Source organism: Methylophaga sp. UBA2496 (genome assembly GCF_002341635.1).
Taxonomy (GTDB): Bacteria; Pseudomonadota; Gammaproteobacteria; order Nitrosococcales; family Methylophagaceae; genus Methylophaga.
This window is the reverse complement of sequence record NZ_DDOK01000004.1, coordinates 282,409-304,440: the sequence shown is the minus strand read 5'-3', so window position 1 is coordinate 304,440 and position 22,032 is coordinate 282,409. Positions and strand designations below refer to the sequence as shown.

Sequence of the window (22,032 nt, the reverse complement as noted above, 5' to 3'; positions counted from 1 at the left end):
GCCCTTTTTTTTTGGCCAGAATTTGACCTTAACTCAGGTTAGCCCTGACTTGAAATAAGTAGGCTATGCTGAGGTTTACTAATAGTGGTCAAGGCTGAAAAAAATGGATCTGAAAAGCGGTTATCCCTTCTGGGCGATTAAAAATGGATTAATGCGAACCTTTCCGGCACTGGACCATAATATTGTGTGTGATGTGGCCATTATCGGAGGGGGGATTACCGGCGCATTGATTGCTGATGATCTCAGCTCAAATGGTTATGCAGTGGCGGTTATCGAACAGCGTGATATCGGCTGGGGCAGCACCGCTGCCAGTACGGCATTACTGCAATATGAAATAGATACCCATCTGACCGAGCTTGCCGCTTTATATGGCGAGGTTGATGCATTAAAAGCCTATCGGGCTTGTGCAGAGGCTATTACCGATCTGCAAACACTTGCTGAAACAGTCGGTGATGTTGATTTTGAAATGCAGGACAGTCTGTATTACGCCAGTCGCCGTCGTGATAAACAACCGCTCAAAGATGAATTTTTGTTACGACAAAAACATGGATTTGATGTTGAATGGTTGGAACCTGATGGCATTAAAAAACAATATGGTTTTAAATCTTCTGGCGCCATACTTAGTAAAAAAGCCGCTCGAATTGATCCTTATCGCTTAACCCATAAATTGCTCGACAGAATGCAAAGCAGTGGATATCACGTCTATGATCGGACGGAAATAAAAAATTTGAAGCCTTCTGCTGAGCAAGTTGAGTTAACGACTACATCGGGATTTAAGATTAGCTGCCAGTCTGTGGTGATGGCAACCGGTTACGCCAGCCAAAAATGGTTAAAACAAAAGGTAGCTTCAAATCGTAGCAGCTATGCTTTTATTACCGATCCGATAGATCCTGAGTTATTGGGCGAATTAAATAGAACCATGATGTGGGAATCCGCCAGGCCTTATCTTTATATGCGAACGACAGGCGATGGTCGTTTGCTGGTCGGTGGGGAAGACGATGATATCGATATTCCGGCAAAACGGGATAAACGGGTAGATAAAAAAGCCCATACTCTGGCTAAGAAAGTCGAAAAATTGTTTCCCAAACTACCCCTGAACCCGACATTTTCCTGGGCCGGCACCTTCGCTGAAACCGAAGATGGTTTGCCGTTTTTTGGTCCGCATAAACAATATGGCGAGCGAGTTCAGTTTGCCATGGCCTATGGTGGTAACGGTATTACCTACAGCATGATTGGTGCTGGCTTGTTAAGAGCCAATATCGAACAGCGTGAGCATCCGCTGGCTGAGCTGTTCTCTTTTTCCAGATTAGATTAATGCAACAGCAACTGAGGCTGCGACACAGAACAGCACCGTCCATAAAGCGGAGCGTTTCAGCACAAAAATAATCAGAAAACCACCAAGTGCAATCAGTAAATCCAGCCAGTGATTCACACCTTCGGTAAAAATAGGATCGTATAAAGCCGCGGCTAACAAGCCCACTACTGCCGCGTTGATTCCAGCTACTACCGCACCTGCGTTTGGCAGATGAGCAAGTTGTTGCCACAGGGGTAACATCGCCAGCAGTAATAAAAATCCCGGGACAAAAATAGCGAGAGTAGCGAGCAGGGCATTCCAGCCCGGGGGCAATTGTGAAGGAATTTCAGCACCGAGATAAGTTGCCAGCGTAAACATCGGACCTGGAACGGCCTGAGCAGCACCATAACCGGTTAAAAACTGATCGGTAGTGAGCCAGCCAGTGGCAACCGTCTGCTGTTCAAGCAGCGGCAGCACAACATGGCCGCCACCAAATACCAATGCACCGGCCTGATAGAAGCCGGCCAGCATATTAGTGGTATTAAGCTGACTGCCTGCAAACAGACTGAGAATAAGCAATAGCAGAAACAGGCTGAACAATAGCCAGGCAGTTTGTTTGCCGTAATTAACCGGAAATTTAAAATCTGCTGACAATTGTTGCTGACGACATAAAAACCAGCCGGCGAGGCCACCCAAGATAATCACTGCGATTTGCATAATCGCTAATTTGAACAGCAGCAAGAGGGCTAAAGCCAATAAGGCAATCAGAATGCGTTGCCAGTCTGGAGTCAATTTCTGAGCCATGCTGATAACCGCATGCGCTACTACGGCAACGGCTACCAGTTTTAAACCATTAATAATGGCTATACCGATCGCATTATCCAGCTGGTGGGCAATAGCAGCAAAAGCAAACAACAGCAATGCAGAAGGTAGGGTAAATGCAATGAATGCCGCAATGGCGCCAGGCCAGCCGGCACGAAATAAACCAATGGAAAAGCCCATCTGGCTGCTGGCCGGGCCGGGCAGAAACTGTGTCACAGCAAGTAACTGAGAAAACTGTTGTTCAGAAAGCCATTGGCGTTTGCTGATAAATTCAGTTCGGTAATAACCAATATGAGCAATGGGGCCACCAAATGCCGTTACACCCAGTTTGAGAAAGGCCAGAAACACGTCCACTACGTTCTGCAGATTGTTTGTTGCCTTCACAGTTATTTCCTCTGGTTAATCGGTATGACTGGCCGCATCGATTCGTAACAGTTCCAATAATCGTTGCATATCATCGGGTAAGGGAATCTGCCAGCTCACGGCTTCACCCGTAGTGGGATGATCAAAACCTAATAAACCGGCATGCAAAGCCTGGCGACGCGTATTCTGCAAAGCGGCCAGGCAGCTATCCGTCATACCTTTTGGTGTTTTAAACCGGCCACCATATAAAGGATCACCTAATAACGGATGGCGAATATGCGCCATATGCACTCGGATTTGGTGCGTGCGCCCGGTTTCCAGTTTGCAACGAAGATGGGTATGCGCCCGAAAACGCTCTTCAATCCGGTAGTGTGTCACGGCAGGTTTACCGTTCTGTGACACCGCCATTCGTTTTCGATCAATGTGATGTCGACCAACCGGTGCATCAACCGTTCCGCCTGCGGTAAACACACCACAGGCAATGGCCTGATATTCACGTACCACAGTACGTTCCTGTAATTGACTGATTAATGAATGATGCGCCTGCAAACTTTTGGCGACCATCAATAAGCCAGTGGTGTCCTTATCAATACGATGCACAATACCGGCACGTGGAATATGCGTCAGTTGTGGCGCATGCGCCAACAGCGCATTCACCATGGTGCCGTTCTGATTTCCTGCACCGGGATGCACCACCATGCCAGCCGCTTTATTGATGATTAACACATCGTCATCTTCATAAATAATATCCAGGGCGATGGATTCGGCCTGCCAGTTATCATCATGGATGATTTGCTGTGCGGCAATTTCAATCTGATCCCCGGTTCGTACCGCATCTTTTGGCCGACATGTTTGCTGATTCAGTAATACATCGCCAGCTTTAATCCATTTGGTCAGCTGGCCACGGGAGTATTCTGAGAACAGCTGTGCCAGGGCCTGATCAACACGCAGGCCAGTTAATGACTCGGGAATAGTGGCATCTAGTTTAATAATTTCAGTCATCAATGGCTTTGCATAAAATAGGGAGGGTATTATAACGTAGCTGGAATCATCGCCGTGAAACGGGCGAAAGGGAAATTATGAAACGATCACTGAGCTGCCTTATTTTACTGCTGGCTTCAACCACGGTTTACGCAGAACCGAATATGGCATTAATGGCATCATCCTGCGCAGGTTGTCATGGAACTGATGGACACAGCAAAGGTGATATGCCAAAGCTGGCTGGCTTAGCGCCGGAGTACTTTATTGAGCAGATGCAGGATTTTATCAGTGGAGAGAGAGAATCCAGCGTTATGCGGCATCATGCCGGGGCTTACAGCGAAACTGAAATTCGTTTACTGGCAAAGTATTTTTCGGAACAATAATCTAGATTTACCGTTTTTGGCATTGTGGGCAAAAATAGGTGGCTCGTTGTGACTGTCGAATCAGCTCAATCGGATGACCACATTGTTTACAGCCCATGTTCTGCCGCGCATATACCCATAATTCCTGCGCAAAATAACCTGGTTTGCCTTCACTGTCTCGAAAATCCCGTAAGGTTGTGCCGCCGGCGGCAATGGCTTTTTGCAGGGTCAGTTTAACGGCATCAACCAGTTTTTCAGCCTGTGATTTTTTTAATTTTGCTGCCTTTAATTGTGGATGAATACCGGAAAGAAACAGCGATTCACTGGCATAGATATTTCCTACACCGACTACGATTTCGGCATTCATAATAAAGGTTTTGATGCTGACCTGACGTTTACGGCTGCGTTGTAAGAGATATTCAGCATCAAATGCATCCTCCAGAGGTTCCGGTCCTAAATGGTTTAACAGTGGATGTTGCATGGGCGATTCACTGGTCCACAATACCGCGCCAAAACGGCGAGGATCGGTAAAGCGCAGAATAATGCCGTCGGCAAATACGATATCCACATGATCATGTTTTTCGGGTGGTTGGAAAACCGTCAAAATACGTAAGCGACCGGACATGCCCAGATGAATGAATAAAGTGCCAGTGGCCGTCGTGAACAGTAAATATTTGGCACGGCGGCTGACTGACTGAATAACCTGACCGGAAATTTTTTCATCGAGGTTATCCGTGATGGGCCAGCGCAGACGTGAGTCTCTGATGACTACCCGTTCTACAGTGTTATTTTCAACGTAAGGTGTAATACCACTGCGGGTGGTTTCAACTTCAGGTAATTCGGGCATATATCAGTCGTTTATTGAAAAAAGGGCGGAGATCATGGCTGCAGGAAATTGATACTGCAGCTGCAGTTCTGGATCTGTCAGAGTGAGGCCATCATTATTGTGCGTTACGACAAAATTACGTTGTGTATTATCGGATAATTCCATCACTACCTGTGGCTGATTTTCAGTGACTATTTCATCTGGATCGACAATGATAACCACCTGCATGGCATAAGCCTGTTGCCAGTTCTGCAAAAGACTTAGCAGTTTGTCCTGTTCGTGGTTTGCCGGTTTAGAATGCCAGCTGGAGTTTTGCTGATAGACAGACAGTCCGGCAGATTGCTGTTGAGCATTTTTATCAAGCAACTCGGGTAAATGAATTGCCTGAATGGTGCTGGCAGGATCCAATAGGCGATTATCGACAAAACTGCTGGCGCTGGCACCGAGCAGCGGTGAAATATCATCGTTAATCAGATATATCTGCTGATGATGCAGAATATAACGATAACCACTGAGAGACTCAGTATTACCAAAAACAAAAGCTTGTTGATTAAACAGTAACGTTAAATTTGGCTGCTCTAAACCAAACTCAGCAAGATTAGTATTATCTGTTACCGGGATCGGCGATTGTACCGGTTGATCTAACAGGCTTAACAACAGCTTGATACGGGTTTGATTGGCTCGCGCTTTGACGGGCTGGACTAACTGCCATTGTTTATCCAGTTGCAGTTGAACGGTTTGTTGCTGGCGACGCTGAATTTCAATTTCGCTTACTTGAGATTGGGTAATGCTGTCAGTGATATAGGTGTTTGGTTTTTGCACCTGTGACTCGGTCATCAGCCATACTAAAAAAACGGCGACCACCAATAACAACATGTTTGTCAGATAGGTACTTTTCATCGGCGTCTTCTAATCCACCACACACTAATGCCAATAATCAGCAAAGTTAACGGTAATCCCAGTAAAAAGCCGATACCGATAAACAATGATTGCCCATCCGATAATATCAGTTGATTATCGCGCGTTTTGATGACCGGGATTTCTATTGAATCATCTTCAACGACCAGCCAGTTCATCAGCGCCATGGCCAGCTCCAGATTAGCAGCTGTGCCGAGGTATGAGTTAGAGACAAAGTCGCCGTCACCCATGACGGCAATCCTCTGTCTGTGGTTGTCTGGAAATAATTTTTCCAGTAAGACACCCAACATTAGCGGGCCCTGAATATCCAGCTCATCATCAAACTGTAATGTATCCAGATTTGCAGTATTAATATCGCCCAGTTCGGACCAGCTTTCACTCTGGGACTGCATCAGTTGGGTAACTTGCCAGTCAGATTCTGCAGCAGAAAATTGGATGGCATGCGCTCCAGGCATCAGAGTGACGCTGGAGGTCGCGGCGGTAACGGGATGATTGGCGTAATCGGTCACAATCACAAAACGGGGATCTTCCAGGCCTAATTTGCCAGCATTCGGATCCACCATCGTACCGGGTACAAAGTTCAGATTTAGCTGCTCAGCAATAACGTTCAGACCAATATCCGTCTCCGGTTCGCTGAGCCAAAGCAGATTGCCACCTTGCTGTAGATAATCCTCTAACTGGACAATATCACTCTCTGGCCAAGGCTTTTGAGAGCTGGCAATAACTAACACAACGTTATCGTCAGGACTAATGTTTTGCATGGATTCAGCCATGGAAAGTGTCTGCACTTCAAAGCCGGTGATGGTCAGTTGATTGCGCCATTGCGCCATATCAAAGGCTGCATCACCCACAATATCGCGTTCCCCGTGACCGGAAATAAATATCAGTTTCGGCAAGCTGCTGCGACTGACTTTTATAATAGCGTTGCTAAGTGATTGCTCGGATAAATCAAATACATGCTGTTGGCCCTGCTGACCTGAAACCACCATTTCTGCCTGTTGTTGGATATTCAGTTCACGAACCCGCTGCGGCTGACTGACAGGATCAATAAAGGTGATCGTTAACTGCTCACTATATTGCTGATAGCGTTTTAATAAACTTTCAGCTGCGGGTTGGTATTGATGGCCCGGGCTGACAAATACTTCGACGGTTACCGGACTATCAAGAGACGTTAATAAGTTGGTGGTTGCAGAGGAGAGGGTATGTCGCTGATTGACCGTCCAGTCTGATTCAAAAGTGTAACGGTGTGACAAAACCGCTACGGCGATAATGATCACCAGTAATAAAATATAAAAGATGATCTGTTGCAGACGGTGCTGATATTTAAACTGTTTTGACATCTTCATTGACTCAGCCTCGCGGCATCAAGACGTCGAATAGTCATCAAGAGAAAGACAATACAAAACAAGGCAAAAAAACTCAGATCGACGCTGTTGACCTGTCCTGCCAGCATGGGTTGAAAATGCCCCAGCAGTGAGATCCAGCCCAGCCAGTTTATCTGACCGGAAAGCGTACTGGCGGCGGCAAAATCAATTATCCATAACAGAAACAGTAAACAGAACGTCATTACGGCCGCAATAATCGGCTGTGTAGTAAGCGAGGAAATAAAGGTTCCGGCAGCGACAAAACTGGCTACCAGAAATAATAAACCAAACATTGCGGCCCCAAGCTGGTAAAGATCGATAGCAGCGCCAGTCATCAGTGATAATGGCATGAATGCAATAAGCAGTAATTGCAGCAGAAAAAAACTGAGATAACCGAGGTATTTTCCTAAAACAATCTGACTGGCAGAAAGTGGTGCAGAGATTAATAATGGCAGACTATGATTACGATGTTCATCGGCAAAAGCCCGCATGGTGATAAACGGAGCGATTAATAGCATCACCAGAGCAGCATTATTTAATAACGGTGCGATAACCAGCTCCGTGACACCGGGGGCACCGGGTATAGCCGAAATCTGTCCCTGGATCTGCGCAAAATACTCAATATGACTGAGAAACAGATAAGCCAGTAAAAACTGTACTAAAGCCAGCATCACCCAGGCGAAGGGCGATAAAAACAAACGCGATAATTCCAGTCTTGCCACACACCACATCAGCTGTTGGCTCCCACTGTCGAAGGATCAGTATTTATCAACTGCATAAAAATATCTTCCAGCGAATCCTGTTCACGCACCAGTTCCTGCATTTGCCACTGTTGTGATACGGCATTGGCTAACAGACTTTCAGTAGGATCCTGCTCCGGGTGAAAGATGATTCTGAATTGGTTGGATGATAACGCTTCAACCGACGAAACATTGTCCAGAGTATAAAGCTCATTGAGTGACGGAGGATTAGATAAAATGACACGGAGGCTGCTGTGATGTCGTTGCTGATGCAACGCGCTCAGACTATCAGCAAACACCACCTGACCCTTACTGATGATTTGTACCCGATCACAGAGCATTTCCACTTCCGGCAGAATATGCGTCGACAGGATAACGCTATGCTCGTTGGCGATTTCACGGATTAATTCTCTGATCTGACGGATTTGCTGCGGATCCAGACCGGAAGTGGGTTCATCAAGTATCACCACTGCCGGGGTATGCACAATGGCTTGTGCAATGCCGGTACGTTGTTGATAACCTTTCGATAATTGGCCGATCAAGCGACGACTGACGTCACCCAACCCACAGCGTTCGATCACGGTGGCAACTGCCAGTTTTAATGGTGTACCTGTCAAACCATTGAGTCTGGCGCAATGCTGCAGATATTCGCGAACCGTCAATTCGCGATACAACGGTGGGGTTTCCGGCAGATAACCCAATTGGGCTTTGGCCTGTTTGGGTTGGGACAATAAATCAAATCCATTAATACGGATTTCACCTTTATCCGGTGCCAGATTGCCGCTGAGCATTTTCATGGTGGTACTTTTACCGGCACCATTGGGACCAAGGAATCCAAGGACCTCTCCGCGTTTTACCTTGATATCAATATCCTGGACCGCGATATTGGGGCCAAAAAAACGAGACAGGTTTTGTGCTTCAAGCAATATAGTCATAGCGCACTATAATACGGTTTTGGCCGGAATCGGCCAATCTTGTTTCAACAAAAATTTCAATCGAATTTAATTTATTTTAGCCATAAAAAAACCCGCGTTAAATTGCGGGTTTTCTTAGAAGCAGTTATCAGTAAAATTATTTGATTTTTGCTTCTTTATACATCACGTGCTGACGGATAACAGGATCAAACTTTTTGATCTCCATTTTTTCCGGCATGGTGCGTTTGTTTTTATCAGTAGTGTAGTAGTGACCTGTACCTGCTGATGAAACTAATTTGATTTTATCGCGCATGTCCTGACTCCTTAGATTTTTTCGCCGCGGCTACGGAGATCAGATAAAACGGTATCAATACCTCTTTTATCAATGATACGCAGACCATGATTGCTGACACGCAATTTTACCCAACGATTTTCAGACTCAACCCAAAAACGGTGTGAGTGAAGATTAGGTAGGAAACGGCGTTTTGTTTTGTTGTGAGCGTGTGAAACGTTGTTACCGCTCATAGGGCGTTTGCCCGTTACCTGACATACTCTGGACATGTTAATCCTGCTCCTGATGCATTTTTAGTGACTGACGCGTCCTGCCAACGCATCATTCTGAATAACTAAGCCGGACTTTATACCATATGTGCTATCTGATGTGTAGCAGTTTTGCGCTATAAATCAGCTGAGGCCCATTTTGACAAGTTGTTCTGAAACGCTCTCTTTATTCAATACGCCGATTTTGCGCATCACAATTTTGCCCTCGGGTGAAATCAGGTAATGGGTAGGTGTGACTCGGACATTATTAAATGCACTGGAAATTTCACCTTCACTGTCCCAGATAAGTGTATAGGGCAAACCCCGGGCTTCACGCATTGCTTTGATATGTGATGGGGTGTCATGCGGCAGTGAAACGCCGAGCATCACTAGCCCTTTTTCGGCATATTCTTCATGCAATGCAATCAGCTCCGGCAGCTCCTGCACGCAAGCAGGACAATCAGTCGCCCAGAAAATCATCAATATCGGCTGGCCGGCATAATCGGAGAAATGATGTATTTCTCCGTCGACATCTTCAAATTTTAGATCCGTATAGACTGGTGCAGTTGCGTTCTTGTATAAAAACACAATAAACAGTAACGCAAACAAAGCGGCTATAAAGGCAATAAAACGTTTTCCAGACTTCATTTTTACTCTCAGGTTGGCTGGGTCAATTGACTCAGAGATTCGGTCAGTTTCAGGTTTTCCCGATAATCCACCGGGCAGTCAATGACGGTAACGGTATGACTGTCTAATGCGGTTTTTAGCGCAGGCATCAGCTCTTCAGTCTTGTTGATTCTGACACCGGTAGCACCAAAAGATTGCGCGTATTGAATAAAATCAGGGTTATTGAATTTTACATTACTGGTACGGCCAAACTGGTTTTGCTGTTTCCATTCAATCAGGCCATAACTCGCATCATTCCATATCAGAATCACAATAGCGATATTCAAGCGCATCGCGGTTTCGATTTCCTGCGAGTTCATCAAAAAGCCGGCATCACCGGTAACGGCAACCACTTTGCGTTCGGGATGTGCCAGTTTGGCTGCAATTGCGCCCGGTACAGCAATGCCCATGCTGGCAAAACCATTGGAAATGATGCAGGTGTTTGGATATTCGCAACGAAACATACGCGACATCCACATCTTGTGGGCACCGACATCACAAATCACGATATCCTCAAGATGCATGGCCGTGCGCAGATCCCAGATAATTTTTTGGGGTTTAACCGGGAATTCGGTATCACGGCGGTGCTGATTCATTTCGGTAATTAAACTGTCACGTAAAGTACGCATGGCTTTGCCTTTATGGGGCGTAGTTAGCGCAGCGATGCGATTTAAACTGTGATTGATATTACCCACTACACCAAGCACCACACTGTAATAAGCATCAACCTCAGCGTGGGTTGAGTCGATATGAATTAAGATTCGATCCCGTGAAGGATGCCATAAGTAGGGATGGTATTCGACCATGTCGTAACCGATACAGATAATGACATCGGCATTGGCGAATCCGGTATTGACATAATCATTGGACTGCAAACCCACGCTGCCTAACGACATCGAATGACCAAACGGGATAACGCCTTTGGCCATAAAGGTATTAGCGACAGGAATCCCCAGTTTTTCCGCGAAATCGGTCAGGGCTGCTGAGGCATGCGCCCGCACCACGCCATTACCGGCCAGAATAATAGGATTCTGGGCATTGGAAATTAATTCAGCTGCCCGTTCAATATGCTCTGCGGCCGGTTCTGGAGGCGTGGCATGTTTAACTCGCAGCGGTGCATCGTCAATTTCCATTTCAGCAATATTCTCGGGAAATTCGATAAAGCAGGCACCGGTTTTTTCAGTCTGCGCCACTTTGAAGGCTTTACGCACAATTTCCGGAATCACCTCGGGGCTGACAATGCGGGTGGAGTATTTAGTGATGGGCAGAAACATCGCTTCCAGATTAAGCACCTGATGCGATTCTTTATGTAAACGATTGGTGGACGCCTGACCGGCAATAGCCACCAGCGGAGCATGATCCATATTGGCATCTGCGACACCGGTAATAAGATTGGTTGCTCCCGGTCCTAATGTTGCCATACAGACACCGGCACGGCCGGTTAGTCGACCATAAACATCGGCCATAAATGCTGCACCTTGCTCATGACGGGTGGTAATAAAATGAATTGGCGAACTGAGCAAAGCATCCATAACATCCAGATTTTCCTCACCGGGAATTCCGAATACATACTCGACACCTTCATTTTCCAGAGTACGGACAAATAGCTCTGCTGCTTTCATTTAAGATGACTCCGTTAAATTGCCTTGGCGCAAGCATACCCTGTTTTATTTGCGGCATGCGAGAGGCTGATTTGATTATTATTGAAGTGAATAATGACCATTAAATTTCTTGTGAGTTTTTTATAAAAAAACTCCCTAAAAAAGGGGCTTTCGCCCCTTAATTTTTACTGAAATGCTGTGGGAATTTGCTTATGCCAATCGGTAACCTGTTGATAGCGATGAGCAACATTAAGTAAACGTGCTTCATCAAAATAATTACCAATAATTTGCAGGCCTGCAGGTAACCCTCCGGCAAAACCTGCCGGAATAGACATGCCTGGCAGTCCGGCAAGATTGGTATTGATGGTATAGATGTCTGCCAGATACATAGCCACCGGATCATCTGTTTTATCACCCAGTTTAAAGGCTGTTGTTGGTGCAGTAGGGCCCATAATGACATCTACTTCTTCAAAAGCCTGCTGAAAGTCATCACTGATCAAACGGCGGCATTTCTGAGCTTTCAGGTAATACGCATCGTAATAACCGGCAGACAGCGCATAGGTGCCGATCATGATGCGGCGTTTAACTTCGTCTCCGAAACCTTCACCGCGTGAACGTTGATAGAGATCCAGCAAGTCTTTTGGATCGTCACAGCGATGACCGAACCGTACCCCATCCATTCGCGATAGATTGGATGAACATTCCGCTGGAGCGACAACATAATAGGTTGGTATTGCCAGCGCTGTATTCGGCAGGCTGATTTCTTTAACGGTTGCGCCGAGTTTTTCAAATTCTTTAATGGCAGCCTCGATAGTTACAGCCACTTCAGGTGACAGGCCTTCGCCAAAGTATTCTTTCGGCAGGCCAATGCGCAAACCTTCCAAAGAATCATTCAGATTGGCGGTGTAATCTGGAACATCGCGTTCCACACTGGTGGAATCACGCTCATCAAAACCGGACATCACGTTTAATAACAATGCCGCATCTTCGGCATTGGCCGCCATCGGTCCTGCCTGATCCAGACTGGAGGCAAAGGCAATCATGCCGTAGCGGGAAACGCGGCCATAAGTTGGCTTCAATCCGGTTAAATTACACAAAGAAGAAGGTTGACGAATCGAACCACCCGTATCTGTTCCGGTAGCAACCGGCGTTAAACGTGCAGCGACTGCTGCTGCAGAACCACCTGATGAACCACCCGGAACACGCTCGATGTCCCAGGGATTTTTTACCGGACCATAGAAGCTGGTTTCATTGGATGAACCCATGGCGAATTCATCCATATTGGTTTTACCCAGCATGACCATGCCGCTGGCAGCAATTTTTTCAACCACGGTGGCATCATAGGGCGCGATAAATTTATCAAGCATTTTCGATGCACAGCTGGTGCGGACACCTTTGGTGCAGAAAATATCTTTATGCGCCATCGGGATGCCGGTCAATTTACCGGCGGTTTTTTCCGCAAACTGTTTATCGGCAGCGGCGGCCTGCGCCAGCGCACTTTCCTCAGTAATGCTGATAAAGGCATTCAAATTACCGTTATGCGTTTTGATGCGATTTAAGAAATGTTTGGTCAGTTCCACACTGGTGATATCACCGTTGTGCAGCAACGCCGAAAGTTCAGATAAAGTTTTGTTATGCATGAGCTTGCCTGTGTTGGAATTTATTCGATGACTTGCGGAACCAGATAAACGCCAGCCTCGGTTTTGGGTGCGATAGACTGGAATAATTCACGCTGATCGGTTTCTGTCACAACGTCTTCACGAAGTCTCTGGTGAGCATCCAGAGGGTGTGCCATCGGACTGACCTCATTGGTATCCACAGCGCTCATCTGTTCAACCAGAGTAAGGATATTGTTCAGATCCCGTGCATAATCAGGAATGGTGCTTTCATCAATGGCGAGTCGCGCAAGATGCGCGATTTTTTCAACATCGGATTTATCTAAACTCATCAGTCGTCCCGTAAGTTAATTGATTTCACAAAGTTGAAGTTTAAATCATTAGTTGCTTGCCCAACAGACCTGAGCATTGCTAAAGTACTCATTTTACCTCTTCCGGATGTGGTTTCTTAAATGTTTGAACGTTTACGCGGGATATTCTCTAACGATCTGTCTATCGATCTGGGTACAGCCAATACGCTGATATATGTGCGGGGACGGGGCATCGTTTTAGATGAACCTTCCGTAGTGGCAATTCGACAGGATAAGGGGCCGGGCGGTCCTCGCTCGATTGCCGCCGTTGGTGCAGAAGCAAAAAGAATGTTGGGGCGAACCCCTGGAAATATCACGGCGATTCGACCATTGAAAGATGGGGTGATTGCTGACTTCACAGTCACCGAAAAAATGTTGCAGCATTTTATTCGCAAAGTGCATGAAGGGCGCTTTTTAAAACCAAGTCCGCGCGTTTTAGTCTGTGTTCCTTGTGGATCCACTCAAGTTGAACGTCGGGCCATTCGTGAATCCGCTGCCGGTGCCGGAGCGCGTGATGTGTTTTTGATTGAAGAACCGATGGCAGCAGCCATTGGCGCTGGTATGCCAGTTGAAGAAGCCAGTGGTTCGATGGTATTGGATATCGGTGGTGGTACGACGGAAGTGGCCATTATTTCATTAAACGGTATTGTTTATTCAGCTTCTGTTCGTATCGGTGGCGATCTTTTTGATGAAGCAATTGTGAACTATGTGCGTCGTAATTACGGCACATTAATTGGTGAAGCCACTGCGGAAAAAATCAAAAAAGAAATTGGTTCAGCTTACCCGGGAAATGAAGTCAGAGAGATGGAAGTGCGTGGTCGTAATCTGGCCGAAGGCATACCTCGCAGTTTCACTTTGAACAGTAATGAAATACTCGAAGCTTTGCAGGATCCGCTTGCCGGTATTGTGGCTGCAGTGAAGACTGCTCTGGAGCAGACACCACCTGAACTGGGTGCTGACGTTGCTGAACGCGGTATTGTTTTAACGGGTGGTGGTGCGCTGTTAAAAGATTTAGATCGCTTGCTGATGGAAGAAACTGGCTTGCCAGCCATTGTCGCAGAAGACCCGTTGACTTGTGTTGCCAGAGGTGGTGGCCGGGCGTTAGAACTTATCGACGAACGCGGGAGCGATGTATTTACGTTTGAATAGCCTTCAGTAAGATTGATGTTGGTATTTGACCTTTACAAATAACACGCTTGTTTGTGAAGGTCTTTTCATTTTCGGAACTGAGCCATTAAACCGCTATTTACCCATACACCGTCGTTAAATACACGAATGCTACTTGCCGTAGTCGCTTCTGTATTGCTGTATTTTCTCGATACCCGGCTGGATTATTTCAAGCCCGTAAGAGCCACACTATCGACTGTTGTCTATCCGGTGCAGAAACTTGCCTCGATGCCGGATGATTTCGTCACTTGGTTTAGTGAGTTATTTCAGGGACATCAGCAGCTTCGCGAAAAAATCATGACACTGGAAGCGCAAAACCTTACCAATAGTGTGCGGATGCAAAAAATGCAGGCACTGGAAAGTGAAAATATGCGTTTGCGAGAGTTACTTGGTTCTTCATTCCGTCTGCAGGAGCGAGTTCAAGTCGCTGAATTGTTGAGTGTCGATTTAGATCCTTTTTATCAACATGTCATTATCGATAAGGGCGAATCATTTGGTGTTTATGAAGGACAGCCAGTACTCGACTCATTAGGGGTCATGGGGCAGGTCGCTGAGGTGAGTCAGTTTTCCAGTCGCGTAGTATTGCTGACTGACCCGAGTCATAGTATTCCGGTACAAATTGTCAGAAATGGTTTACGTGCCGTGGTCACGGGGCGAGGTTTGGGCGAAGCCCTACAGATGGAGTTTTTACCCCACAATGCCGACGTGCGTGTCGGCGATATGTTAGTGACTTCCGGTTTAGGTGGCCGTTTCCCCGTGGGTTATCCTGTTGGAACAGTGACCGCAGTTGATTTCCCACAAGGAAAATCTTTTGCTGAAATTGCGGTTGCACCAGCCGCGCGTTTATCGACCAGTCGAGAAGTCATGCTGGTATTGCCCGGCGAAAAAATTGATTTCGGCATTACTTCCCCTTTGCAGATTGAAGAAGATGATCTGCAACGATTGGAAGAGCCACTTGCTATTGATGAAGTGGTGACGCCAGCAGAGGGAAATGACTGATGGTATTGGTGAGACCACAGCATAGTAGTGTGATTTACATTACCTTATTATTCGCCATATTGTTAATGCTGGTGCCAATACCGGATAGCCTGCGTTATGCACGGCCGGAATGGGTAGCAATGACATTGATTTATTGGGCTATGGCGTTACCGCAACGCGTTAGCATTGGTGTTGCCTGGTTAACCGGGCTGGTCATGGATTTGATTACGGGTGGTGTTCTCGGCATTCATGCGTTTGCCTATGCTCTGGTGATTTATCTGGTAGGCCGACTGCATTTACAGCTCCGCCAATACCCCCTATGGCAGCAAGCATTCACCATATTATCTCTGGTTTTTCTGGTGCACTTTATCGTCATGTTAAATGCGCCCAGCAGCTTTAGTTTGACTAATTGGATGACTGTTCTGACAAGTACGCTGGTCTGGCCGCTGGTATATGCCGTATTAAGGAAAATACGTCGTAGTTTTCAGGTGAGCTGATCGTGATCGATCCACGGCACCGACTTAAAGATCATTTTCGTGAAAGTCGTCTGGTGAGCAACCGGCTGATAATTGCCGGGCTTTTCTTTCTGGTATTGTTCGGCATTATCATTTTTCGGCTGGTGATGTTGCAGATTGTTGACTTTGAACATTTTGATTCACTGTCAAATCGTAATCGTGTTGCTATTGAACCCTTACCACCTCAACGTGGACTGATTTACGATCGTAATGGGGTATTGCTCGCTGAAAATATTCCAACTTTCAGTTTGGAAGTCATTCCTGAAAAAGTGACGAATCTGGATGAGACCATCGCCGAACTGGCGGAGTTACTGTCTTTAACCGAAGAGGATGTTGCTGCTTTTAACGAGCGACGTAAACGTCACAGGGCTTTTGAAGAAATCGTTGTTCGTAATCAGCTGACGCAAAAAGAAGTTGCGCTGTTTTCAGTGAATCGGCATCGATTCCCTGGAGTTGATGTTGTGGGCCGACTGATTCGTCATTATCCCCAAGGGACACTTTTCGGCCATGCGGTGGGCTATGTTGGCCGTATCAATCAACAAGAGATGCAGGTTATTGATCGGCAGAATTACAAAGGCACCCTGCAGATTGGTAAAAATGGTGTTGAAAAGCAATATGAAGATCTGTTGCATGGCACAGTAGGCTATCGGCAGGTGGAAACGAATGTTCAGGGACGTACAGTCAGAGAACTGTTCAGTGAACCAGCCACGGCGGGCCAAGATCTCTATCTGCATTTAGATATACAGCTGCAAAAAGCCGCTTCAGAAGCATTAGGAGAATACAATGGCTCTGTCGTGGTGCTGGACACGCGCAATGGTGGTGTTCTGGCCATGGTCAGTAAGCCTGAGTACGATCCCAATGCATTCGTGACCGGGATTAGCACCACAGACTATGCAGCGTTAAGAGATAATCCTGAGCAACCTTTATTTAATCGTGCCTTGCGCGGTCATTACCCTCCGGGTTCTACATTTAAACCCTTTGTTGCATTAGCGGGACTGGAGTTGAATGTGGTCACTGAGCAAAGCCGGACTTATTGCCCCGGTTTTTACAGGCTTCCAGGACATGAGCACCGTTATCGTTGCTGGCGGCGACAGGGACATGCCCATGTCGATCTGAAAAGCGCCATGGCAGAATCCTGTGATGTCTATTTTTACGATTTGGCTCATGCCCTGGGCATTGATCGGCTGCATGGCTTTCTGGATTATTTTGGTTTTGGTAAACGCTCAGGAATTGATGTGCCTGGGGAGAGTGCGGGACTGTCACCTTCAAGGGAGTGGAAACGGGCCCAACGAAATCAGGCCTGGTTTCCGGGGGAAACGTTGATTTCAGGCATTGGCCAAGGCTTTAATCAAACAACACCTTTGCAGTTGGCTCATGCCACTGCGACATTGGGTATGTTAGGTACTGTATATAAACCGCAGCTGGTACGTGCCACAAAATCAGATAGTGATGATGGTATGCAATTGATTGGGGGACAACAGACTGACAGTCTGCCAATTCAGAAATCGAGTAATTGGCAGGCTGTCATTGAATCCATGGTTGAAGTGGTGCATGGCAAACGCGGAACGGCACGGCATATTGGAGAAGACTTGCCATTCAAAATTGCGGGTAAAACCGGCACAGCTCAGGTATTTGGGATTGCACAGGATGCAAAATATGATGCAGAAACCCTGGCGAAAAAACTGCATGATCATGCTTTGTTTGTCGCTTTTGCCCCTGCAGATGCCCCTGAAATTGCTATTTCGGTTATTGTCGAAAATGGTGGCAGTGGCAGTGCCGTCGCAGCACCCATCGCCCGAAAACTGATTGATGTGTATTTTGGTATAGAAACAGAGAAAGAGAGCGATGAGCCAATTACTGAATGATCGTCGCAATCCACCCAGAACGATAAGCCCGTTGTTGCAGGATCGTCGCAAGGTCTCCAGAGTTCACTGGACTTCTATACTGCAGCGTATTCATCTGGATGGCTTATTGGTGCTGGGAATCGTGGCGCTGATGGTATTTAGTGCTGTGGTATTGTACAGCAGCGGCGGTGAAGATATCAGCTTGTTAATTCGCCAGGGTGTGCGTATGGCGATCGCCATTGCTGCCATGATTATTCTGGCACAAATCCAACCTGACAGATTTAAGGATATGGCTTTTTGGGTGTATGGCATCGGCGTTTTAATGTTGGTTGCAGTATTGCTGTTTGGCACGATTGGCAAAGGTGCACAACGCTGGCTTGATTTAGGATTTTTTCGCTTTCAGCCATCTGAAATAATGAAGTTGGCAGTGCCTATGGCTGTCGCCGTTTATCTGGCCGAGCGACCTCTGCCCCCCAGTTTTGCAAGATTGTTTATGGCTTTGCTGATGATTGCCATTCCGGTAGTACTCATCGGTAAGCAACCGGACTTGGGAACTGCATTGTTGATCGCCAGCTCTGGCCTGATTGTGGTGTTTTTGTCGGGTATGTCGTGGCGATTGCTCATGAGTTTTATAGTACTTTGCGCTTCCGCTGCCCCGGTATTATGGTATTTCATGCATGATTATCAGCGGCGACGGGTCATGACCTTGTTTAACCCTGAGTCAGATCCACTTGGCGCCGGGTATCACATTATCCAGTCAAAAATTGCGATTGGTTCCGGTGGTTTGCATGGACGGGGGTGGTTGCAGGGAACGCAGTCACATCTCGAGTTTTTACCGGAACGATCCACCGATTTTATTTTTGCTGTGATTGCAGAAGAATTCGGTTTGATTGGTCTGGTGATGTTAATCACAGTTTATCTATTGATTACGGCAAGGGGGCTATATATTGCCGCTCAGGCGCAGATGAGTTACATGAAATTACTGGCGGGCAGTATTGCCATTACTTTTCTGGTCTACGTATTTGTAAATGTTGGAATGGTTACTGGTTTATTACCTGTTGTCGGGGTGCCGCTGCCACTTATCAGCTATGGAGGCACTTCAATGGTGACCTTGCTGGCAGGCTTCGGTATCCTGATGTCTATACACACCCATCGGAGGATGATGTCACCGTGAAGAAGCATATTGTAGCCACACTTATAGGCCTGATGCTGACGCCAGCTTATGCCAATCCAGAGTTACCGGAATTGGATAAATTTATTGACGAAATGGTGCAGGAGCACGATTTTAATAGAGCTGAACTTGAAGCGTTGTTTGACCAGGTGGAAGTCAAGGACAGTATCCTTAAAGCGATTTCCAGACCAGCGGAAAAAAGTAAGCCGTGGTATGAATATCGCGAAATTTTTCTTGACCAGGCGCGTATTAATGCCGGTGTTGCCTATTGGAAAAAACATGCTGCTGCTCTGGAAAGGGCGGAAAATGAGTTGGGCGTACCAGCGGAAATTATTCTGGCAATTCTAGGTGTCGAAACGCGTTTTGGTGGCAATATGGGGAGCTTCAGGGTAGTTGATGCATTATCTACACTGGCCTTTCGTTACCCGCCGCGTAGTCCGTTTTTCCGTTCGGAATTGAAAAACTTCTTAATTCTGACGCGTGAGGAGGAAATGTCACAGCTGGAGCCAGTAGGGTCTTATGCCGGTGCGATGGGGCTGGGGCAATTTATGCCAAGCAGTTTCCGCGAGTATGCAGTGGATTTTGATGGTGATGGACATCGCGATATCTGGAAAAACCCGACGGATGCCATTGGCAGTATTGCCAATTATTTACGTCGCCACGGTTGGCAGCCTGGTCAGACAATAGTTCACGCGACACAATATCAAGGTAATGATTTACCACAGGATTTGGTTGATCGTGGGTTGAAGCCCAGCATAACCCGTGAAGAATTACGCAAGTCAGGATTGTCGACTGCCGATTTACCAGAAGGCGATGATGCTATTACTGTTTTCAGTCTGACTCAGCCGGGTGGCGAAGAACTCTGGTTAGGACGGCAGAATTTTTATGCGATTACCCGTTACAATCACAGTCGTATGTATGCCATGGCGGTTGTGCAACTGTCCGAAGAGATTCGTAATACTTATGAGTCCTCAAAATGAAACGCCATATAGTTAGGCATTTAAGTTTATCGTTGGTGCTTGTTAATCTGTGGTCCTGCGGAACGATCACAGAACAACAGGATGGTGCGCCCAGAGTCAAACCGGATGTGGCAAATATTCCGGATGCCGTACCGCGAGATGAGCCCCGCAGTAAATATGGAAATCCCGCTTCTTATGAAGTATTTGGCAAACGTTATTACACACTTGCCAGCAGTGAAAATTATGTGGAACGAGGTAAAGCGTCATGGTACGGCACCAAGTTTCATGGCCGGCGAACTTCCAGTGGCGAGCCTTACGATATGTATGCCATGACAGCAGCACATAAAACCTTACCATTACCAAGTTATGCTGAAGTGACCAATCTGGATAATGGACGTAAAATCGTGGTTAAAATTAATGACCGAGGTCCATTTCATGATGATCGGCTGATTGATTTATCCTATAGTGCTGCCACGAAATTAGGCATTATCGATAAAGGCACTGGCAATGTTGAAGTCCGCGCAATCACTAAAAAGAATGTGACGGCATCTGCTAACATCAGAGCGACTGAAAATGTTGCCAAAGCCGCCTCTGTTTCCAATGCGGTGGCACCAACCAGCACAATTGGAAAAGTAGTATTGTTCCTGCAGGTCGGGGCTTTCAGCACGATGAGTCGTGCGGAACAAATCAGACAGCAAGTTCAACAACAGATCGAAGAACGGGTGCATATTTCCCCTGTTGAACGTGCTCAAACGCCACTATATCGAGTCAGAGTCGGACCACTGGAAAGTGCTGAGTATGGCGAACGCATTGCCAGCAGGCTAGTGGATATGGGATTTTCCGATACCCGTATTGTGACCGAATAACGTTTTTACACTTGAGAGTAACTAATGATTAAATTGTTAAAAATGAGTCTGGCAGGTTTGCTATTCAGTGTTTCAACACTGACAGCAGCCGGCATGATTACACCGAATCCAACTGCACCATCTATCGCTGGCACTGCTCATATTTTGCAGGATTATGACAGTGGTCATATTCTGATGTCAGAAAATGCTGACGAACGCCTTCCACCCGCCAGTATTACCAAACTGATGACATCTTATGTGGTGTCACAGGAAATTCATGACGGCAACATTAATCTTGATGATGAAGTGTTAATTAGTGAAAAAGCCTGGCGAATGATTGGTTCGCGGAGTTTTATTGAGGTGAATACCAGAGTCACTGTAGAAGCTTTATTAAGAGGCATGATCGTACAGTCTGGCAATGATGCTGCGGTAGCACTGGCTGAACATGTCGCAGGCAGTGAAGAAGTCTTTGCCCAGATGATGAATCAATATGCTCAAAAACTTGGTATGTTCAATACCAATTATGAAAATGCCACCGGGTTACCCGGGCCGGAGCACTATACTACAGCCCATGATATTGCCATTCTGTCTGCGGCATTGATTCGCGATTTTCCCGAGCATTACAAATGGTATGCCGAAAAGGAATATACCTATAACGGTATCACCCAACACAATCGTAATAAGTTGCTATGGCGTGATAATACTGTCGATGGTTTGAAAACCGGTCATACCGAAGAAGCCGGTTTTTGTTTGTCTGCATCAGCCAAGCGCGATGGTATGCGTTTAATTGCTGTTGTAATGGGAACTGCCAGTGAGAACGCTCGTGCTCAGGAAATCCAGAAGATGTTTAATTTTGGATTTCGTTTTTTTGAAACGCATCAACTCTATGCTGCCGATGAAGCGATTACTCAGACTAAAGTCTGGAAAGGTGAAACCAAACAATTGAACCTGGGTTTGGCTCAGCCGTTATCGATTACTGTTCCGCGCGGCCGCTATAAAGATTTACAGGCCTCCACTAATATTCAGCAACCGGTTGTAGCACCGATAGTCAAAGGCACTGAGCTGGGTGAAGTTGAGATCCGTCTGGGAGACGAAGTGGTTGCTCAGCAAAAGCTGGTGGCTGTAGAAAATATTGAAAAAGGCAGCTGGTGGAGAAGAATCCTGGACAGCTTGTTAATGCTGATCTGGGGTTAATA

At 46.6% G+C, this 22,032-nt stretch carries 23 protein-coding genes; 10 read left to right on the top strand and 13 right to left on the bottom strand.

Translation table 11 applies throughout. From position 1 onward, the window contains the following. Positions 1-103: 103 nt before the first annotated feature. On the top strand, positions 104-1,315 hold the full coding sequence (locus B2W60_RS04645) for an NAD(P)/FAD-dependent oxidoreductase (protein ID WP_292362386.1): 1,212 nt from the start codon (positions 104-106) through the stop codon (positions 1,313-1,315). On the opposite strand, the gene chrA is transcribed toward B2W60_RS04645, so the two are convergent. Together chrA and rluD are read right to left on the bottom strand one after the other, a co-directional pair. Next, positions 1,307-2,500: a chromate efflux transporter gene (chrA, locus tag B2W60_RS04640; RefSeq protein ID WP_292362387.1), complete on the bottom strand. Its 1,194-nt coding sequence runs from the start codon at positions 2,498-2,500 to the stop codon at positions 1,307-1,309. The two genes, B2W60_RS04645 and chrA, sit on opposite strands and share 9 nt — an antisense overlap. A 15-nt stretch (positions 2,501-2,515) precedes the next feature. Beyond that, positions 2,516-3,481: a 23S rRNA pseudouridine(1911/1915/1917) synthase RluD gene (rluD, locus tag B2W60_RS04635; protein ID WP_292362388.1), complete on the bottom strand. Its 966-nt coding sequence runs from the start codon at positions 3,479-3,481 to the stop codon at positions 2,516-2,518. 77 nt (positions 3,482-3,558) lie between these two features. On the opposite strand from rluD, the gene B2W60_RS04630 reads away from it, so the two are divergent. Continuing rightward, positions 3,559-3,843, top strand: coding sequence for a c-type cytochrome (locus B2W60_RS04630; RefSeq protein ID WP_292362389.1), 285 nt, complete (start codon positions 3,559-3,561; stop codon positions 3,841-3,843). Between the two features lie 7 nt (positions 3,844-3,850). Here the strand turns inward: B2W60_RS04630 and mutM are convergent, their stop codons facing one another. The 11 genes from mutM to gatC form a co-directional block, all read right to left on the bottom strand. After that, positions 3,851-4,669, bottom strand: a complete 819-nt coding sequence (gene mutM, locus B2W60_RS04625) for a bifunctional DNA-formamidopyrimidine glycosylase/DNA-(apurinic or apyrimidinic site) lyase (protein WP_292362390.1) — start codon at positions 4,667-4,669, stop codon at positions 3,851-3,853. Positions 4,670-4,672: 3 nt separating this feature from the next. Then, on the bottom strand, positions 4,673-5,548 hold the full coding sequence (locus B2W60_RS04620) for a DUF4340 domain-containing protein (RefSeq protein WP_292362391.1): 876 nt from the start codon (positions 5,546-5,548) through the stop codon (positions 4,673-4,675). After that, positions 5,545-6,912, bottom strand: a complete 1,368-nt coding sequence (locus tag B2W60_RS04615; protein ID WP_292362392.1) for a GldG family protein — start codon at positions 6,910-6,912, stop codon at positions 5,545-5,547. The genes B2W60_RS04620 and B2W60_RS04615 overlap by 4 nt, the downstream gene beginning before the upstream one ends. Then, positions 6,909-7,661, bottom strand: coding sequence for an ABC transporter permease (locus B2W60_RS04610; RefSeq protein WP_292362393.1), 753 nt, complete (start codon positions 7,659-7,661; stop codon positions 6,909-6,911). The genes B2W60_RS04615 and B2W60_RS04610 overlap by 4 nt, the downstream gene beginning before the upstream one ends. Further along, positions 7,661-8,605 carry an ABC transporter ATP-binding protein gene (locus B2W60_RS04605; RefSeq protein WP_292362394.1) on the bottom strand — a complete coding sequence of 315 codons (945 nt, stop codon included), beginning with the start codon at positions 8,603-8,605 and terminating at the stop codon, positions 7,661-7,663. The genes B2W60_RS04610 and B2W60_RS04605 overlap by 1 nt, the downstream gene beginning before the upstream one ends. Before the next feature lie 136 nt (positions 8,606-8,741). Then, positions 8,742-8,897 carry a 50S ribosomal protein L33 gene (gene rpmG / locus B2W60_RS04600; protein WP_014707985.1) on the bottom strand — a complete coding sequence of 52 codons (156 nt, stop codon included), beginning with the start codon at positions 8,895-8,897 and terminating at the stop codon, positions 8,742-8,744. Between the two features lie 11 nt (positions 8,898-8,908). Further along, complete coding sequence (gene rpmB / locus B2W60_RS04595; RefSeq protein WP_226070964.1) at positions 8,909-9,145, bottom strand: 50S ribosomal protein L28; 237 nt, start codon at positions 9,143-9,145, stop codon at positions 8,909-8,911. A gap of 123 nt (positions 9,146-9,268) precedes the next feature. Continuing rightward, complete coding sequence (locus tag B2W60_RS04590; RefSeq protein WP_292362395.1) at positions 9,269-9,772, bottom strand: peroxiredoxin family protein; 504 nt, start codon at positions 9,770-9,772, stop codon at positions 9,269-9,271. 8 nt (positions 9,773-9,780) lie between these two features. After that, positions 9,781-11,412 carry an acetolactate synthase large subunit gene (locus B2W60_RS04585; protein WP_292362396.1) on the bottom strand — a complete coding sequence of 544 codons (1,632 nt, stop codon included), beginning with the start codon at positions 11,410-11,412 and terminating at the stop codon, positions 9,781-9,783. A 164-nt stretch (positions 11,413-11,576) separates the two neighbouring features. Continuing rightward, positions 11,577-13,031, bottom strand: a complete 1,455-nt coding sequence (gene gatA / locus B2W60_RS04580) for an Asp-tRNA(Asn)/Glu-tRNA(Gln) amidotransferase subunit GatA (protein ID WP_292362397.1) — start codon at positions 13,029-13,031, stop codon at positions 11,577-11,579. A gap of 20 nt (positions 13,032-13,051) precedes the next feature. Continuing rightward, on the bottom strand, positions 13,052-13,339 hold the full coding sequence (gatC, locus tag B2W60_RS04575; protein WP_292362398.1) for an Asp-tRNA(Asn)/Glu-tRNA(Gln) amidotransferase subunit GatC: 288 nt from the start codon (positions 13,337-13,339) through the stop codon (positions 13,052-13,054). Between the two features lie 120 nt (positions 13,340-13,459). Between gatC and B2W60_RS04570 the strand changes: the two genes are divergently transcribed. The 8 genes from B2W60_RS04570 (at position 13,460) to B2W60_RS04535 (ending at position 22,030) form a co-directional block, all read left to right on the top strand. Further along, positions 13,460-14,506, top strand: coding sequence for a rod shape-determining protein (locus B2W60_RS04570; protein ID WP_292362399.1), 1,047 nt, complete (start codon positions 13,460-13,462; stop codon positions 14,504-14,506). Between the two features lie 84 nt (positions 14,507-14,590). Beyond that, positions 14,591-15,523, top strand: a complete 933-nt coding sequence (gene mreC, locus B2W60_RS04565) for a rod shape-determining protein MreC (protein ID WP_292362663.1) — start codon at positions 14,591-14,593, stop codon at positions 15,521-15,523. Further along, the gene (gene mreD / locus B2W60_RS04560) at positions 15,523-15,999 is read left to right on the top strand and encodes a rod shape-determining protein MreD (RefSeq protein WP_292362400.1); all 477 of its coding nucleotides are present in this window, start codon (positions 15,523-15,525) and stop codon (positions 15,997-15,999) included. Before mreC ends, mreD begins: the two co-directional genes overlap by 1 nt. Positions 16,000-16,001: 2 nt before the next feature. Then, a complete protein-coding gene (gene mrdA, locus B2W60_RS04555) occupies positions 16,002-17,882 on the top strand; it encodes a penicillin-binding protein 2 (protein ID WP_292362401.1) in 1,881 nt (626 codons plus the stop codon). After that, a complete protein-coding gene (gene rodA, locus B2W60_RS04550) occupies positions 17,863-19,035 on the top strand; it encodes a rod shape-determining protein RodA (protein ID WP_292362402.1) in 1,173 nt (390 codons plus the stop codon). The genes mrdA and rodA overlap by 20 nt, the downstream gene beginning before the upstream one ends. Further along, entirely contained in the window at positions 19,032-20,012 is a 981-nt protein-coding gene (gene mltB / locus B2W60_RS04545) for a lytic murein transglycosylase B (RefSeq protein ID WP_292362403.1), read from the top strand. The genes rodA and mltB overlap by 4 nt, the downstream gene beginning before the upstream one ends. Beyond that, a complete protein-coding gene (locus B2W60_RS04540; protein WP_292362404.1) occupies positions 20,009-20,857 on the top strand; it encodes a septal ring lytic transglycosylase RlpA family protein in 849 nt (282 codons plus the stop codon). The genes mltB and B2W60_RS04540 overlap by 4 nt, the downstream gene beginning before the upstream one ends. 24 nt (positions 20,858-20,881) lie before the next feature. Next, positions 20,882-22,030 (top strand): D-alanyl-D-alanine carboxypeptidase family protein, encoded by a 1,149-nt coding sequence (locus B2W60_RS04535; protein WP_292362405.1) that lies wholly within the window; start codon positions 20,882-20,884, stop codon positions 22,028-22,030. Positions 22,031-22,032: the final 2 nt, after the last annotated feature.

Coding starts and splice junctions, on each gene's coding strand:
- B2W60_RS04645 (WP_292362386.1), top strand. CDS start 104: ATGGATCTGAAAAGCGGTTATCCCTTCTGGGCGATTAAAAATGGATTA.
- rluD (WP_292362388.1), bottom strand. CDS start 3,481: ATGACTGAAATTATTAAACTAGATGCCACTATTCCCGAGTCATTAACT.
- B2W60_RS04630 (WP_292362389.1), top strand. CDS start 3,559: ATGAAACGATCACTGAGCTGCCTTATTTTACTGCTGGCTTCAACCACG.
- mutM (WP_292362390.1), bottom strand. CDS start 4,669: ATGCCCGAATTACCTGAAGTTGAAACCACCCGCAGTGGTATTACACCT.
- B2W60_RS04620 (WP_292362391.1), bottom strand. CDS start 5,548: ATGAAAAGTACCTATCTGACAAACATGTTGTTATTGGTGGTCGCCGTT.
- B2W60_RS04615 (WP_292362392.1), bottom strand. CDS start 6,912: ATGAAGATGTCAAAACAGTTTAAATATCAGCACCGTCTGCAACAGATC.
- B2W60_RS04610 (WP_292362393.1), bottom strand. CDS start 7,661: ATGTGGTGTGTGGCAAGACTGGAATTATCGCGTTTGTTTTTATCGCCC.
- B2W60_RS04605 (WP_292362394.1), bottom strand. CDS start 8,605: ATGACTATATTGCTTGAAGCACAAAACCTGTCTCGTTTTTTTGGCCCC.
- rpmG (WP_014707985.1), bottom strand. CDS start 8,897: ATGCGCGATAAAATCAAATTAGTTTCATCAGCAGGTACAGGTCACTAC.
- rpmB (WP_226070964.1), bottom strand. CDS start 9,145: ATGTCCAGAGTATGTCAGGTAACGGGCAAACGCCCTATGAGCGGTAAC.
- B2W60_RS04590 (WP_292362395.1), bottom strand. CDS start 9,772: ATGAAGTCTGGAAAACGTTTTATTGCCTTTATAGCCGCTTTGTTTGCG.
- B2W60_RS04585 (WP_292362396.1), bottom strand. CDS start 11,412: ATGAAAGCAGCAGAGCTATTTGTCCGTACTCTGGAAAATGAAGGTGTC.
- gatA (WP_292362397.1), bottom strand. CDS start 13,031: ATGCATAACAAAACTTTATCTGAACTTTCGGCGTTGCTGCACAACGGT.
- gatC (WP_292362398.1), bottom strand. CDS start 13,339: ATGAGTTTAGATAAATCCGATGTTGAAAAAATCGCGCATCTTGCGCGA.
- B2W60_RS04570 (WP_292362399.1), top strand. CDS start 13,460: ATGTTTGAACGTTTACGCGGGATATTCTCTAACGATCTGTCTATCGAT.
- mreD (WP_292362400.1), top strand. CDS start 15,523: ATGGTATTGGTGAGACCACAGCATAGTAGTGTGATTTACATTACCTTA.
- rodA (WP_292362402.1), top strand. CDS start 17,863: ATGAGCCAATTACTGAATGATCGTCGCAATCCACCCAGAACGATAAGC.
- B2W60_RS04540 (WP_292362404.1), top strand. CDS start 20,009: ATGAAACGCCATATAGTTAGGCATTTAAGTTTATCGTTGGTGCTTGTT.
- B2W60_RS04535 (WP_292362405.1), top strand. CDS start 20,882: ATGATTAAATTGTTAAAAATGAGTCTGGCAGGTTTGCTATTCAGTGTT.